The following is a 16040-nucleotide window of genomic DNA, read 5'->3' as shown; positions in this document are numbered from 1 at the left end:
GAAAGATTGGCAAATTAACAACTAAAGAGATTTCTTCAGGTAAAATCTATCAAAAGGTCCTTTACAAAATTTATACATAAGTCAATTATAAAATCATGTAAATATTATGTATTTTTGTAAAAGAAATTCATTGACACTTGTGTATATAAGTAACTATACTCGTTACATCAAATTGAATGCGTGATAATACGATTTTATTATTATTACAAACATGTAAATATAAAAATAGAAAATCTCAATTTGATAAATACAATGGTAGAGGTGTTTATTTTAATGAAGCACAAATTAATTGCAACAGGTATCCTTGCAGGAGCTATATTATCCTATTCTTCTAATATTTTAGCAGATACTCATAAATTCCCTGATGTTCCTACATGGGCTGATAAATCCGTTAACTATTTAGTTGATAAACAGGTATTAAATGGTTATCCAGATGGAACTTTTGGTTCAAATGACTCCTTAGACAGAGCTTCGGCTACAAAAATTATGACAAAAGTTTTAGGTATAAAAATTGACCCTAATGCAAAACCATCTTTTACAGATTCACAAAACCACTGGGCTACTCCTTATATTGCTGCTGCTGAAAAAGCTGGTATTGTTAAAGGTGAAGGTAATGGAATCTTTAATCCATCCGGAAAAGTAACTCGTGCTGCTATGGCTACCATGCTAGTAAATGCATATAAACTACAAAGCACAGCAAATCATAACGAGCAGGTTAGATTTGAAGATTTAAAAGGGCATTGGGGAGAAAAACATGCCAATATTTTAATAGATTTAAAAATTTCTAATGGTACCGAGAACGGTTGGCAACCAAATAGATTTATAACACGTGCTGAAGCTGCTCAACTTACTGCAAAAACAGATATGTTACAACAAAATTTAAACGATGAAAAAGAGGTTATTACTGCTACCTCATATGAAGATTTAAATTTAACAGTGGCTTCGAAAATTACAGCTCAAGAGATTGATAGTTTTATTGCAAAATATCATTCAGATAGTCCCTTAGTTGGACATGGACAAGATTTTATCAATGCGCAAAATCAATATGGCGTGAGTGCTCATTATTTAGCGGCGCATGCGATTTTAGAATCTGGATACGGAAAATCAGAAATCGCATATCAAAAACATAATTTATTCGGTCTACGTGCATATGATGGAGATCCGTTTAAATATGCGAAATATTTACCAAGCTACGGCGATAGTATTGCTTATAACGCTAATTATGTACGAGAAAGATATTTAGAAGAAAGTGGTATGTATTATAACGGGTCAACATTAACTGGCATGAACGTGAAATATGCATCAGATAAAGGCTGGGCTAAGAAAATTGCGGGTATTATGGAACGTATTAAACCGTTTCGTGTAGAAGACTATACATATGCAAAAAAATTACCAAAGAATCCTGAAACATTAGATGTCGACGCGTTATCTAATGAAATTCCATATAAAATGTATGCAGACGGTTCAAGCTCAAATGTTGTATCATCAGCTACTTACTATCAGGTACCTTATCCATTTAATTTAAAAATTAAAAGTAGACCAGATGTAGCTGTCGAGGAGAATAAAGTTGGTACAGTAACTCCTGGAACAACCATCTTTATTTATCGTGAAGATCCGAATGGATGGGTAGAATTCTCTTTTGAAGCTAATGGAGAAAAATATTGGACATTAAAAAATAAATTAAGTATGTAATTAAAAAGATCTATTTCACTAGTTTTAAAAGTATGGGATTGGACAATTGATTCTCTAGATTGGAAATACAATAAATTACCCGTTGATGTAGCAGCTGCAAAGATTATTCAAAATGTCTTAGCAGGTGCTACATCCGCATACTTTTTCGGGAAAATGTTGCGCAAAGTAGGTTCATTTTCAACACTATCTCCTGGTTCACCGTAATCTTCAATGATGTAATATTCTTTATCTTTAATGTATATATTGAATATACAAATATATTGTGTTATGATGTGAATTAGAAACTCGCGTGTTTCAAATACAACATTTTTATCTTTTTGATGACCTCTTATCTTTCCGTAAGAGGTCCTTTTTTATCCCTCCGTATTGCATAGCCGCTAAAATACTATGAAAAGATACTAGAGACTACTACAATGTGATATTCTCTAGTATTTTTCTTTATCCATATTATCTATTGTTGGGTAATTGATGAATTGTTAATTTTTGTATAATTTTCACAAAATAACTTTGAACCATTATTTATTTCAATATAAAATAATAAAGGTATATATATGAATAGGTATGTCCTTTTTATGTGATGATAATGCGAATTGAAGCGTAATACTGAAACGGTAAACGAGAAGAATCAGGGCCGAAACAGATAGTAAGGAGCAGACAATACTTATAATGAAAACGTTCATAATGGACTGTCTATGGATGGAGAAAAAATACGAAAAGATAAAAGGGGCAAATGAATATGAACAGAGCCTTTAAAGGTACCGTATTAGCAGGGATAAGTGTGGGTTTCTTGCTAGCTGGTTGTACAATAGAAACATATGTCCTAACGCAGTCCAGAATATAAGCAAGTAGATTAAGTATTCTAAGCAGATAAATGAAGACTATAGCGATGAAGAAATTGAAAGACAACTAAGAGGTATAGCATCCTGACTTTCTAAATAACATGAGTGTTTCTATAGAATGAATCCTTAGGAGGGCTATTGTGGAACCTTTAATCAATGCTATTTTATACTTTGTATTTTTATTTGGAGCACTGTTTCTTATACTGGGTACTGCATTGGTTTTATTAATCGCGGCTGCATTACCAGTAATCTGGAAGAAAAATCTATCATTCCTAATGATTAGCTTAGGTATAAATATACTTGTCATTCCATTGTCTTTTTTTATTGGCGGGATGGCAACAGATTCCCCTGGTAGTACGATGCACGATTTTTGGGAAGTATTTTTGTTTATTCAGATATTTCCGTTTCCCCTAGTACTGCTATCTTTAGTTTGGTGGCTTGTGCGTCGAAAAAAAGAAAAAGTTCATGTGTAGCGTTTTTAATGCAAATAAGCTGTCCGTTTGGGCAGCTTATTATATTTATTACTAAGCGTGATTATTTCCAAAATGAATGCAATACCACTATACAGTTAAATTGAAGGTGAACCATATTGAAATCTTATCAAACTTTAGCCCACTTGTATGCATTAGGACTAGGCTGCGGACTTTGGAATAGAGAGGAGGTTATTTCATGGTGCGATAGGTTGATTGAAGCAAATGATCACCCGCCATATGAAATTATGGAGATATCTTTAATGTCTAAAGCAAAGCTGATATATATAGAATCGGCTTTACTGTCATATAGCCGCATAGTTGATGAAAACCCCTCGGTAAACATCCTTCTTTCAGTCTTAAATGAAAAGTTAGTAGTTCAGAAATGGAATATTAAACAAGCTATTACTTGCTCTACTCGATTACTAGTAAATAGAGGCCTGTATTGGGAAGAAGAATATTTTGATTTATACAGCCTTAATGATAGCTATGACTTAGCACAGGAAGGTATCCATTTTAATGAAAAAGATGTGATTTCTGCTTATATCGATACATTAGGTGTTTTTCGCGTCCATTTTAACGAGTTTGAAGATCTCTATTTACAAGTCATGAAACAGAAGTGGCAAGGGTAGAAGGCAGGAAAAAGAATCATTGGATCGTAAGAGTTACTTCCTGTATTTATCACCAAATTTATCTAGCCAAGACAAATCTGTCTTCGTGTTGATGAATTTTTGTCTCTTAATAACTTAATGCTATCGTTTTTATTTTTTCCGACAGCAAGCTAAGTTAGCATGTTTAATGCATAATGAGACGCCTGTAAATGAGCATTACTATTTAAATTTTTACCAGAGAGTAATTTAGTTAATTAGTAGAAAAAGGAAGGGGCCTATTTGGCTCCTTCCTTTTTCTCATACATACATAACGCTTGTTGACAACTTATGAAATAATAGCATTCATCGCTATTAAAATATAACATTAAAAGCAATTAATTAGATATGTAATTTTGCATATATTGTACTATTTCATGAATAGGAACAAAACTATTTATCTCTTTCTGTATGGAGACAAATAGATTTAGGTTTACTTAAGTTAAGAAGATCTGATCATTGATTACTGGTTAAACCATATTTCTACGTATTTGAAAAAAATTATATTTGATGACGGATCTATTGTCTTTAAGACGGGAGATAAAGTAACAGAAGAAAAAATTAAGAGATTATATTGGGCAGCCAAGGAAGTAAAAGCACAATATCACCGTGTAATTGGAAATGATAAAGCACTAGAACCGGGTAATGCTGATGATGTACTAACAATAGTAATTTATAATAATCCAGATGAATATCAATTAAATAGACAATTATATGGATATGAAACAAACAACGGTGGAATTTATATTGAAGAGAAGGGGACTTTCTTTACATATGAGCGTACGCCAAAGCAGAGTATTTATAGTTTAGAAGAGTTGTTCCGTCATGAATTCACTCATTATTTACAAGGAAGATATGAGGTTCCTAGTTTATTTGGAAGCGGAGAAATGTATCAAAATGAACGGTTAACTTGGTTCCAAGAAGGGAATGCAGAATTTTTTGCAGGATCTACACGTACAAACAATGTTGTTCCACGTAAAAGTATAATAAGTGGCTTATCATCTGATCCAGCAAGCCGTTATACAGCAAAGCAAACTTTGTTCGCCAAATATGGATCTTGGGATTTTTATAAGTATTCCTTTGCACTACAGTCTTATTTGTATAATCATCAATTTGATACATTTGATAAGCTTCAAGATTTAATCCGTGCAAACGATGTGAAAAATTATGATGCGTATCGTGAATTATTAAGCAAAAATACACAATTGAATGCAGAATATCAAGCATATATGCAGCAGTTGACTGATAATCAAGGTAAATATAATGTACCTCAAGTAACAAATGATTATTTAATTCAACACGCACCAAAGCCGTTAGCTGAAGTGAAAAACGAAATTGTAGATGTAGTAAATATAAAAGATGCAAAAATTACAAAACATGAGTCGCAATTCTTTAACACATTTAGCGTGGAAGGCACGTACGTTGGTGGGATATCAAAAGGTGAGTCTGAAGATTGGAAAACGATGAGTAAACAAGTAAATCAAACTTTAGAGCAGTTATCCCAAAAAGGGTGGAGCGGTTATAAAACAGTTACAGCCTATTTTGTAAACTATCGTGTGAATGCAGCTAATCAATTTGAATATGATATTGTTTTCCATGGTGTTGCGACAGAGGAAAAAGAAAAAACGACTACTATAGTAAATATGAATGGACCATACAGCGGGATAGTAAATGAAGAAATTCAATTCCATAGCAATGGTACAACAAGTGAAAATGGAAAAGTTATTTCTTATCTATGGAACTTTGGGGATGGTATAACAAGTACAAAAGCGAATCCTACCCACATATATGGAGAAAAAGGAACATATACTGTGGAACTAACTGTGAAAGATAGTAGAGGAAAAGAAAGTATAGAACAGACAAAAGTTACTGTAAAACAAGATCCGCAAACAGGCGGGTCCCTTGAAGAAGAGAAGATACTCCCGTTTAATACGCTTGTAAAAGGAAATCTGGTTACTCCTGATCAAACAGATGTTTATACGTTTAATGTTACAGATCCAAAAGAAGTAGAGATTTCTGTGGTAAATGAACAAAATATTGGGATGACATGGGTACTTTATCATGAATCAGATATGCAAAATTATGTAGCTTGTGGTGAAGATGAAGGAAATACTATAAAGGGAAAATTCGTAGCGAAACCAGGGAAATATTATCTGAATGTGCATAAATTTGATGATAAAAATGGTGAATATTCACTATTAGTAAAATAAATTCATTTCCGATATGTATACGAGAGTTGTATTTTAGGAGGAGTCTGTCACGATAGGCTCCCCCTATTTTTTTATTTATAAGGATGAAACTAAGCTTCCAACCTGTGTTCCGATTGGGAGGCATACAGGTGACACTCCAGGATTTAGTACTTTTGCTGAAGTACACTTGACGGAGAACGCATGCTTGTTATCAGGTTTGAGTAATACGAAAAGCGCTAACAGTCAGGATTCTTCTTCCATTTGGTGAAAAGGAAAAAATTTTCATGGAACAATAATTTCTCAAGTAGAATATTTTGTTATGTGGAAAATAAAGTAAAATGAATATTTACGTTATAGAAGAAGCGCTGTAAAATATTGTTTATATTAAGATTTTTGTATATTTCAATAATTAATTCTATTGGCTTTCATTCCAATCAAAAAACTGTCATAAAAAAAGAGGGGGAAGACATTGTTTGCTAAAATTTGTTTGTAAAAGCTTTTAACCTGTTAAGAGCAATCCTAAGGTAGACTATTAATTTCTTTAATAATTTTGCTTTCCTTTAGTACTTGGCATAATGCATTAAAAGTTTAAATTTTGAAAGGAGAATTTGACATTTTATATATATAGTATTTTTATTGTATTCCTAACCATTCAAAGAGAAGGGGATGTGATTAAGGTGAATAATACATATAATGAAAAGACGCATACATTGATTAAACAATTATTAAAAAAGTTTTCACCAAAAGTTCCTGGCTTTGCATATATGGCCAGTTTTGATAGCGGAGTAACGTATAAAGGTGCAGTTGGCTTAGCTTCTATAGAGGAAAATCTACCGATAACCACAAAGAGCGTTTTTAATATCGCCTCAGTTTCTAAACAATTTACAGCGTTTTCTATATTACTCTTAGAACAAGAGGGAAGATTGAGTTTAGATGATTCAATTGTAAAGTTTGTCCCTTCTATAGGAACATATGCTGAACCAGTAACATTGAGGCATCTAATTCATCATACTGGCGGACTAGTTGATTATATGGAATTGGCTCATGCGGAAAATATTGAATTTACTGATATATTAACTGTGGAACAATCGCTAAAACACCTTAATGGTCATCAAATTGCAAGGTTCCCTGTTGGCACAAAATTTGAGTATAGCAATACAGGATATTTTTTATTGTCATTGGTGGTAGAGAAGGTAAGCGGGAAGTCTTTACGTCAGTTTGCAAAAGAACGTATTTTTGATTCTTTAAATATGAAAGACACAACAATTGTAGATTGCTACCCAACTACTATATCAATTGCTAGGGGGTATTCAAAGAATGAACAAGGAGCATATATGGTCTATGAAAGCCCTTGGGAACATACAGGTGATGGGGCAGTTCATGCAACAGTCGAAGACCTGGTAAAGTGGGGAGAAAATTTAACTACAGGTACCGTTGGCGGAAAAGAACTTGTTAAAAGAATGAGCGAAATAGGTCCGGAAATTTCTCCAACTAGGGAAACGATTATTGACAATGAAGATTATGCTTTTGGGCTAAGGCTTGCAGAAGGTTTTAACTGTCGATACTTGGAACATTCAGGTAGCTGGGCAGGTTATCGTTCATACTTCATGCGGTTTCCAAAAGAATATTTGACTGTTGTAGTACTAAGTAACTATGATGGATTTGACTCTAAAAAATATGCTAATGAAATAGCAGGAATTATTTTAGAAAAGTAAAAAATAGGGTGTAGAAGAGTATCTGGATTTGGTTAACCACACGTTGTTTTAGGGTGTAATTGATTTTGGGAACGGAAGGCAGGCATATATTTATGCCTGCCTTTTTTGTATTAAAATGAACATAGATATTAATTTTTTTGTAAATATGGAACAATGTCATTACTTACACTGTCTATTAAGCGTTAAAACATTTTTTATTAAATAAATTACGAAAGGAATCATCATTTTTAACTAAGGGAGAAGATTGAATTGAAAAAATTATGGATGCTGCTTTTCGTTTGTTTCGCAGTTTTGTTGGTAGGATGTAATAAAAACGAACCACCAAAACAAGCATTTGAAGAATATATCAATTTATGGAATGATAGAAAATTTGCAAATATGTATGATCATTTATCAGACCATGCCAAAAAATCGATTTCTAAAAAAGAATTCACAGAAAAATATCAAAAAATCTATGAGGGGATTGGAGCTAATAATTTAAAAGTTAAAATGAAAGGAGAGAATACGAAAGATAAAGAGCTTTTTCTTTTTGAAGTTAAGATGGATACGGATGTAGGACCAGTTTCATTCATCCATGAAGCAAAACTTGTGAAAGATAAAGAGTCTTGGGAAATAGATTGGACACCAGACTTCATCTTCCCAGGTATGAAAAAAGATTACAAAGTACGTATGCAAATAGAGCAAGGAAAACGCGGAGAAATATATGATCGAAATGGAAAAGGGCTTGCAACGAATGGTAAAGCGACTGAGGTTGGAATTATTCCAGAGAAACTAGGCGAAACAGCAGCGCAAACGAAAGAAATAGTAGCACAATTACTTGATATGTCTATAGAAGAGGTCGAACAAAAGCTCACAGCGAAATGGATAAAACCAGACTCCTTTGTACCAATTGGCATTTTAAAAGAGGGAACCAGACAGAATGATTATATTGAATTAGAAGGAGTTTCATCTCACCCAGTAAATATTCGTACGTATCCATTAGGTGAAGCAGCGGCACACTTAACTGGATATATAGGAAAGGTGAATGCGGAGGAGTTAAAATCACTTCAAAAACAAGGTTATCAAGCAGATGATTTAGTAGGTAAGACTGGTTTAGAGAAAGTGTTAGAAAATAAATTGCGTGGTGAAAAGGGTGGACGCGTATTTATAGAAGATGAGAAGGGGAAAGAGATTAAAAACGTAGCAAAAAAAGAAGCAAAAGAAGGAGAAAATGTTACGTTAACAATTGATGCTGCAATTCAAGAAAAAATCTTTAATGAGATGAAAACTGAAGCAGGGTCTAGTGCAGCGGTCAATCCTAAAACAGGTGAAACAATCGCACTTGTAAGTAGCCCTGCTTATAATCCAAATATAATAGTTAGAGGAGCATCGAAAGCCCAACGAGAAGCATGGAGTAACGACTCGAAACTACCAATGACGAATCGCTTTACACAAGCATTTGTACCAGGTTCCGTATTTAAAACGATCACAGGTGCAATTGGTTTGGAAACAAACACAATAAATCCGAAGGAAGAATTTAAAATTCAAGGATTGAAGTGGACAAAAGATTCATCTTGGGGAAATTACTATGTAACGCGTGTAAAGGATGCAAGTCCAATTGATTTTGATAAGGCAATGAAGTACTCTGATAATATTTATTTTGCTCAACAAGCTTTGAAAATAGGAAAAGATCAGTATGTAAATGAACTGAAGAAATACGGTTTTCATGAAAAATTACTAATCGAATACGAATTTCCTATTTCAATCATTGCAAGAGATGGGATAAGAAACGATATCCAACTAGCAGACACAGGCTATGGACAAGGACAAGTATTAATGACACCACTTCATTTAGCATTAACATATGCACCGATTGTGAATGAAGGGAATATTCCGTCGCCACATCTTTTAAAAGAAGCAAAAGTAGCAGGGAATTGGAAAGAAAATGTGGTTTCTAAAAAGAATCAAGAAATATTAAAGAGTGCATTAATCAAAGTCATTAATGACCCTGATGGTGCAGGGAGAATTGCAAAGGTTGATGGTGTAACGCTTGCTGGTAAAACTGGTACAGCAGAACTGAAAGAGTCGAAAGAAGCAGACGGAAAAGAACTGGGATGGTTCGCAGCTTTCGATGCAAATGCGCCAGACATGATTGTTACAATGATGATTGAAGATGTAAAAGGAAGAGGGGGAAGTAACGTTCCAGGTGAAAAAGTAAAACATGTATTTCAGAAATAATACTTAATTATAAGGTGAATTTTTTGACTACATTTATTACATGTTTGCTTAACTCAAAGATATAAATTGGGGAAAATATAGAGCAATGAAATTTCAAAAAAGCATTCTTTCTAATCGAGAATGCTTTTTTGCTGCGACTCTAGAAAGTTAATACCTTATCTTAATTTTCATTTCTGAAAAGTTGGCATTGCTAATGGTAAATAGAAGAGTATAGCAAGTTGAAATGGACAAGTGGAGTGTTACGTTAAATTCAAAAAACAGATTTTCATGAGTAGAATTTTATCATTGTATGCTTTACTTGTTTTTTAGTAGTATTATTCTGCTTGAAAAAAGATAAACAATGGAACAAATGAAACTTGTATCTTGTCTATATATTGAAACCATAATAAAAGTGAGGGCAGTTTTTATGTTTATTCAAATAAGTTTGAGGTGTGGAAATGGAACAGACGTTTATTGAAAAGTGTAATCATGATGAGCTGGACTATGTTATAAAAGACTATTGGCAAGATGTATGGAATTATTCATTTATTATTACGAAAGATCCACACTTATCAGATGATATCACGCAAGATGTATTTATAAAGGTGTTTAAAAATTGGAATTCATTTCGAAAGGAGTCATCTATTAAAACGTGGATTTTAAAAATCACAAGAAATACGGCAATAAACTATTTGAAATCCTCCTATTTTAAAAGGATATCTTTAATAGGATTTTTTAGTGACGATAAGCAATCCCTGTCAGCAGAACAAGAATTTTTTAACCAAGAAGAGATGAATGAGGTGTGGAAGGTTGTATTAAAACTACCTAAAAAGCACCGTGAAATAATTATATTGGACGCAAAATATGAATTATCATATGAAGAAATGGCTGAAACATTAGGAGTATCCATTGGAACTGTAAAATCGAGATTAAGTAGAGCGAGAAGTAAGGTTTCAAAATTAATAGGGGAGGGTAGTAGTGATGAACAATAAACAAAATCCTGACTGGTATAGAAAAATAAAAAAAGGCCCAATGGAGAATCGTAAAGATGAAGAAGAATTTATTTCTAAAATAAAGCAGTCTATATACGAAAATAATGAAGTGGATTTTGTAAAACATAAAAGACCATTTCGTAAAAAAGCATTACCTATTGTAGTTGTTTTAGTTTGTACAATGTTATTTTTTATTGTTCAACAACCTTGGCTTGATGATAATAAATCACCAGTACAAAGTAGTACTCAAATTAAGCCTAAAACAAAAGATGAGTCTGCTCAAGATCCATCATTAAAACAATTTATGAATGAACTATATCAAAGTACGAACTCAAAAAATGAAAATGACCTGTACAAAGCGTTAAATGATGAAGTTCTATTTAAAGGGAAGAGTTATAAGAAGGATGAACTGAAGTTTGATGAAGATATTTTTCATGAGTTGCAAGTCGCCCTTACAATGGGGGGAGAGTTTGGAAATGATACAAAGCAAGTATATAAAGTACCAAGTGGATTGACGGAAAGTAACCAACCAAAGCAAGCACATTTTATATATGCAACTGTTACTGGAAATAAAACAAAAATTTTAGCAGAACCAAAGCGAGAATCACAAGTTTTATATGAAGTATCTAATGAAATGGTAAAAGCTTGGATTCCAGAAAAAGTGCAGAATGATGGATATATAAAAATATCGACAATTAACGGTAATACTGGATATGTACAGAAAGAGTACATTTTAACTGATATTAAATATTCATTTATGTTCGAAAAGAATAATGAAGGTATATGGAAAATAATAAATATAGATTCTATATGGTAAAAGAGGAAGGTTCACTTTAATGAACCTTCCTCTTTGTTTTTATTCTCTTTTTGAAGAGTATTCCAGTACTCTAAAATTTCTGATGTAACGAGAGCGGCAATGTTTTTTTCGGAATTACTGCCAGGAATAACGACAGAAACGGCAATTTGTGGATCTTCAGTAGGAGCATATGCAATGAAAAGAGAATGATTTATCATTCTTTCTTGCTCATTTGGAAAACCTGTAATACCTGTTTTACCTGCGACGTCAAAGGGCAACTTTTTAATTTCCTCTATATTTTGACTCATTCCACCTTGCACGACACTCCAAAAGTTCATCGGGTAACGATTTGAACTTTCTAAAATGGTTTTAAACTTTTTGGTTTCCTTACCATCTTGACCAATAATCGCACTTACGATTTGAGGTTTATATTTATCACCTTTACTTGCCAATGTTGCTGCATATTGAGCGAGTTGAAGAGGAGTATGCACTTCATTTCCTCCCCAAGAGGCATTTAATAAAGCAGAAATCCCATTTTCAAATTTATTAGATGGATGGAATTCATATTGTCCGTCTTCTTCAAAGGGCAAATCAATCCCGGTTTTAGAACGTAGGCCGAATTGCATTAAATAATCTGTCCATATATGTGCCACTTTTTCTATATTTCCATTATTTTGGTTGAATAAGGGCAGAGCTACTTTTGCTGTCATAAATGTGTTAGATGAATTAATGATAGCCTGCCTCGGTGTAATCTCACCTGTTGGTGTTCCAGGTGCATTCGTAATGTTATTTTGATTATCATACTGAAAAGTACCTTTATCTAAATAAGTATCTTCGGGTTGAAAAAGTTTTTCGTTTAATCCAATTAAAATAGTAAGTGGTTTTATAGTAGAAGCCATATTTACATAAGATTCACCATACTTTAATTTTTGAATCGCTTTATTTTGCGAAAGAGATTTAATATTTTCTTTTCTAGAAGATACATGTGTATTTAATATATTTGGATCAAAAACTGTCGAGTTGACCATAGTTAAAATCGCGCCAGTTTTTGCATCGCTCACTACAGCATAACCAGCTTTAGCATCAGGTGTTTTCTTAATTTGCGATCTTAATGCTTCTTCTGCCTTTTGCTGCAACTCAGAGTCTAAAGCTAGCCGTACATCTTTTCCTTTTTGTACTTTTTGAATGTTCCATAAGAACTTTTTATTATTCAATTTAAAAATAAGAGTTTTACCTGGTTTTCCTTTTAAATCATTTTCATATTGCAGCTCAATCCCGCTTTTTCCAACAGCCATATGCTTTGAATTAAGGTCATTTTCTACATACCCAATTACTTGTGAACCAATTTCGTGTTTAGGATAATATCGAATCCATTCATCTTTAATTATTACATTATTGGGTTTGTTTTTGTTTATGAATGCAAGTTCATTCTCAGTTATATCAGAGTATAACGGTATATCATTCATAGTCTGCTTTTTACAAGATTGTTGTAATTGAGATTTTATGTTCTCTGTAGAAATATCATGTTGAAACTTGCTTGAAAATTGATTAAAAAAAGCTAATGTGCTTGATGTATCTTGTTTCGATAGCTTTTCATCATTAGAAGTGCAGTATAGAGACTTAACTTTCTTATTTGTAGCTATTATTGCACCATTTTGATCAAAAATCTTTCCTCTTTCAGCTGAAGAAGTTGCGATAGTAATTGAAATGAAGTTGATTTTTAATAAAATTAGTAAAATCAAACCTACAATAGAAAGAACCGCAAATAATCTCCATCTTTTTGTATGTAACATATAACCCTCCCTTATGTAGCCTACTTCATCTTATATTTAATTATTTTTTTGTAAATGTGGAACAACTGTATTGTTTAGGTTGTCTATTAAGTATTACAGCATGAAGAAAGGAATAATCAATATGAAAAGTTACTAGCAAGCCTATGTGTAAAATATAATATGAGTCACATTGCAAGCGACAAAAAACAAGTGAGAAAAAAGGAAGGGAGATTTATCAATTACGCGGCTATACAAAAGGAATTAATACTTACAAAGATTTAGAAAAAGATAAGACACTATTTATAACCGAATAATGGTTTCAAATATATAGGAACGTTTAAGTATTAGTGAGGAGTTCCGGAAGAATTATATGGAGGATTTATGAAAGAACAAAAAGGAAAGAAACAGAAGACATATATATCTATTCGGTTAAATATTATGTTCCTTTGCATATTTTTACTATTCTCAGCTATTATTATGCAGCTAGGGAAAGTACAAATTGTGGAGGGAGAGGCTTATAGGAACCAAGTGGAAAGTAGTCAAAATGCAATAACTAGTATTCCAGTTCCACGTGGACAAATTTTAGATCGAGAAGGGAAAACAGTCGTTAATAATAAACCTCTTCGCACAATTACGTATACAAGGGTAAAGGGGATTACGAGTGAAGCTATTTTAAAAACAGCAAAAGACTTGGCGGAAGTACTTGAAATGCCCGAACAAGACATAAATAAATTAACCGATATCGATAAAAAAGATTTTTGGATGCAGTTGAATTCGAAACGTGCGGAGACAAAGATTACTAAGAAAGATATAGAAAAATTTAAAGAAAAGGGTATAGAGGGCAAAGAGTTAGATAAAAAAATAGAAGACTTAAGACGAGGTCGCGTTACAGAGGTAGAATTAGCAGAATTAACAGCACAAGATTTAAAGGTGTTAGCTATTAAAAGTAAAATGAGTTCGGGTTATCAACTAACACCACAAATTATAAAAAAAGATGTAACAGATGAAGAGTATGCGCGGATAAGCGAAAATCTTGGAGATTTTCCAGGAGTAGATGCCACTGTTGATTGGGAACGTAATTATGTAAATGGTAATTTATTTCGTTCTATATTAGGAAATATTACGAGTAGTGAAGAAGGATTACCGAAAGAAAATTTAGATTCTTATTTAGTACGTGGATATAACCGTAATGATCGTGTTGGAAAAAGTTATATTGAACAACGATATGAAGATGTATTACACGGCACGAAAGAAGAAGTGAAAAATATTACTGATAAATCAGGAAACATTGTTAGCACAGAAATAATCTCTAAAGGAAAAAGTGGTAATAGTTTAACATTAACGATTGATATGGAATTACAAAAGAAAGTGGAAGAAAGTATAGAGAAAAACTTGAGAGCTTTTAAGAGTTCAGAGCCACTGCTCGATCGAGCTTTTGTTGTCATGACAAATCCAAATAACGGACAAATTTTATCTATGGCAGGCAAAAAGATTGTAGAAAAAGAAGGGAAAATAGAGGTTGAGGATTTGGCGTTAGGTAACATGACAACTTCGTATGAGCTAGGGTCAGCTGTAAAAGGTGCTACTTTATTAACTGGATATGAGACAGGGGCAATACATCCAGGAGATCAATTTTATGACGCGCCGATGAAATTTAAAGGTACACAAGCTAAAAAATCGTGGAATGTATCCGGATTTGGTAATATTAATGATTTACGAGCTTTACAAGTATCTTCAAATGTATACATGTTCCAGACAGCTTTAAAAATTGCGGGAGTCAATTACGTACCAAATGGCTCATTGGATATTAAACAAGGAGCATTTGATACGATGCGCTATTATTTCAAGCAATTTGGTTTAGGTGTCCCAACAGGTATTGATTTACCGAATGAAATAATTGGACAAACGAGAAAAGTAGATAGTCAACCTGGGTTTTTACTAGATTTTTCTATCGGTCAGTATGATACGTATACGCCGTTGCAATTAGCGCAATATATTTCAACGATTGCGAATGGTGGTTATAGAATGCAACCTCAAATTGTACAAGAAATACGAGAACAATCAATAAAAGAAGAGGTTGGCAAAGTTATACGTTCCATAGAGCCTGTCGTATTAAATCGAATTGATATGAAGAAAGAACATATTGATCGGATAAAAGAAGGGTTTAGATGGGTATTCCAAGAAGGTGATGGAACTGGCGTGAAATATTTCAAAAACGCGCCATATAAACCAGCAGGAAAGACAGGAACAGCCCAAACTGTATATGGTGGAGATGACCCGATTGGTAGAAATGCAAAAGGAGAACGTATGGAATGCTACAACTTAACGTTAGTTGGATATGCTCCATATGATAATCCAGAAGTAGCATTTTCCGTAGTAGTTCCATGGCTTCATGATGATAAAAATGGAATTAATTCTATAATTGGAAAGGAAGTATTAGATGTATACTTTGATTTGAAACAGCAACGTATACATGGTGAAGCTACTAGTACAGGTAGTTCTAAGCAAAATTAGAGTACTTTTCTCAGGGAAGAGACCCTGTTCATATAAAGCCATTTATAAGTAAAAAAATGAAATATGAAATAAGAGATAGAGGCGTCGTAGCTACTATCTCTTATTTTGTTAATAACTCTCATACTAGCTATAAATTTTTTTCAGTTTATGGAACAAATTTGGTTCGGTGATTGTCTATTATGTGTACGTATAAAAAGGTGCTAAAAATTTGGAAGGAA

9 protein-coding genes and 3 pseudogenes are annotated in these 16040 nt (G+C 33.1%); 10 read left to right on the top strand and 2 right to left on the bottom strand.

Annotated features, from left to right (window positions below):
• The first annotated feature begins 273 nt into the window (after positions 1-273).
• Together IQ781_RS03365 and IQ781_RS03360 are read left to right on the top strand one after the other, a co-directional pair.
• On the top strand, positions 274-1692 hold the full coding sequence (locus IQ781_RS03365) for an S-layer homology domain-containing protein (protein WP_000680975.1): 1419 nt from the start codon (positions 274-276) through the stop codon (positions 1690-1692).
• Positions 1693-1716: 24 nt separating this feature from the next.
• Positions 1717-1830: pseudogene (locus tag IQ781_RS03360) on the top strand (polysaccharide deacetylase); the annotation flags it as partial.
• On the opposite strand, the pseudogene IQ781_RS03355 reads toward IQ781_RS03360, so the two are convergent.
• Positions 1818-1925: pseudogene (locus IQ781_RS03355) on the bottom strand (peptidase M56); the annotation flags it as partial. The pseudogenes IQ781_RS03360 and IQ781_RS03355 sit on opposite strands and share 13 nt — an antisense overlap.
• 746 nt (positions 1926-2671) lie before the next feature.
• On the opposite strand from IQ781_RS03355, the gene IQ781_RS03350 reads away from it, so the two are divergent.
• From IQ781_RS03350 to IQ781_RS03320, 7 genes and pseudogenes are all read left to right on the top strand, one after another.
• Positions 2672-3004 carry a hypothetical protein gene (locus IQ781_RS03350; RefSeq protein ID WP_000433519.1) on the top strand — a complete coding sequence of 111 codons (333 nt, stop codon included), beginning with the start codon at positions 2672-2674 and terminating at the stop codon, positions 3002-3004.
• Positions 3005-3120: 116 nt separating this feature from the next.
• A complete protein-coding gene (locus IQ781_RS03345) occupies positions 3121-3633 on the top strand; it encodes a protein kinase (RefSeq protein WP_065212723.1) in 513 nt (170 codons plus the stop codon).
• 509 nt (positions 3634-4142) lie between these two features.
• Positions 4143-5858, top strand: a pseudogene (gene colA, locus IQ781_RS03340) (collagenase ColA); the annotation flags it as partial.
• A 656-nt stretch (positions 5859-6514) separates the two neighbouring features.
• The gene (locus tag IQ781_RS03335; protein ID WP_001066665.1) at positions 6515-7552 is read left to right on the top strand and encodes a serine hydrolase domain-containing protein; all 1038 of its coding nucleotides are present in this window, start codon (positions 6515-6517) and stop codon (positions 7550-7552) included.
• A gap of 249 nt (positions 7553-7801) precedes the next feature.
• Positions 7802-9769, top strand: a complete 1968-nt coding sequence (locus IQ781_RS03330; protein WP_000737757.1) for a penicillin-binding transpeptidase domain-containing protein — start codon at positions 7802-7804, stop codon at positions 9767-9769.
• 437 nt (positions 9770-10206) lie between these two features.
• Positions 10207-10740, top strand: coding sequence for an RNA polymerase sigma factor (locus IQ781_RS03325; RefSeq protein ID WP_000438330.1), 534 nt, complete (start codon positions 10207-10209; stop codon positions 10738-10740).
• Entirely contained in the window at positions 10730-11557 is an 828-nt protein-coding gene (locus IQ781_RS03320) for an SH3 domain-containing protein (RefSeq protein ID WP_001060762.1), read from the top strand. The genes IQ781_RS03325 and IQ781_RS03320 overlap by 11 nt, the downstream gene beginning before the upstream one ends.
• An 11-nt stretch (positions 11558-11568) precedes the next feature.
• On the opposite strand, the gene IQ781_RS03315 is transcribed toward IQ781_RS03320, so the two are convergent.
• Complete coding sequence (locus tag IQ781_RS03315; RefSeq protein ID WP_065382198.1) at positions 11569-13329, bottom strand: peptidoglycan D,D-transpeptidase FtsI family protein; 1761 nt, start codon at positions 13327-13329, stop codon at positions 11569-11571.
• 360 nt (positions 13330-13689) lie between these two features.
• Here IQ781_RS03315 and IQ781_RS03310 point away from each other — a divergent pair, with 360 nt between their 5' ends.
• Positions 13690-15822: a peptidoglycan D,D-transpeptidase FtsI family protein gene (locus tag IQ781_RS03310; RefSeq protein WP_065212719.1), complete on the top strand. Its 2133-nt coding sequence runs from the start codon at positions 13690-13692 to the stop codon at positions 15820-15822.
• Positions 15823-16040: the final 218 nt, after the last annotated feature.

The organism is Bacillus sp. N447-1, assembly GCF_022701035.1.
GTDB classification, from domain to species: Bacteria; Bacillota; Bacilli; order Bacillales; family Bacillaceae_G; genus Bacillus_A; species Bacillus_A cereus.
The sequence above is the reverse complement of the archived record's forward strand: the minus strand, read 5'-3'. Positions and strand labels throughout refer to the sequence as shown.

Excerpts from the sequence above, each read along its gene's own strand:
- IQ781_RS03365 (WP_000680975.1), top strand. The coding sequence starts at position 274 with ATGAAGCACAAATTAATTGCAACAGGTATCCTTGCAGGAGCTATATTA.
- IQ781_RS03310 (WP_065212719.1), top strand. The coding sequence starts at position 13,690 with ATGAAAGAACAAAAAGGAAAGAAACAGAAGACATATATATCTATTCGG.
- IQ781_RS03320 (WP_001060762.1), top strand. The coding sequence starts at position 10,730 with ATGAACAATAAACAAAATCCTGACTGGTATAGAAAAATAAAAAAAGGC.
- IQ781_RS03325 (WP_000438330.1), top strand. The coding sequence starts at position 10,207 with ATGGAACAGACGTTTATTGAAAAGTGTAATCATGATGAGCTGGACTAT.
- IQ781_RS03315 (WP_065382198.1), bottom strand. The coding sequence starts at position 13,329 with ATGTTACATACAAAAAGATGGAGATTATTTGCGGTTCTTTCTATTGTA.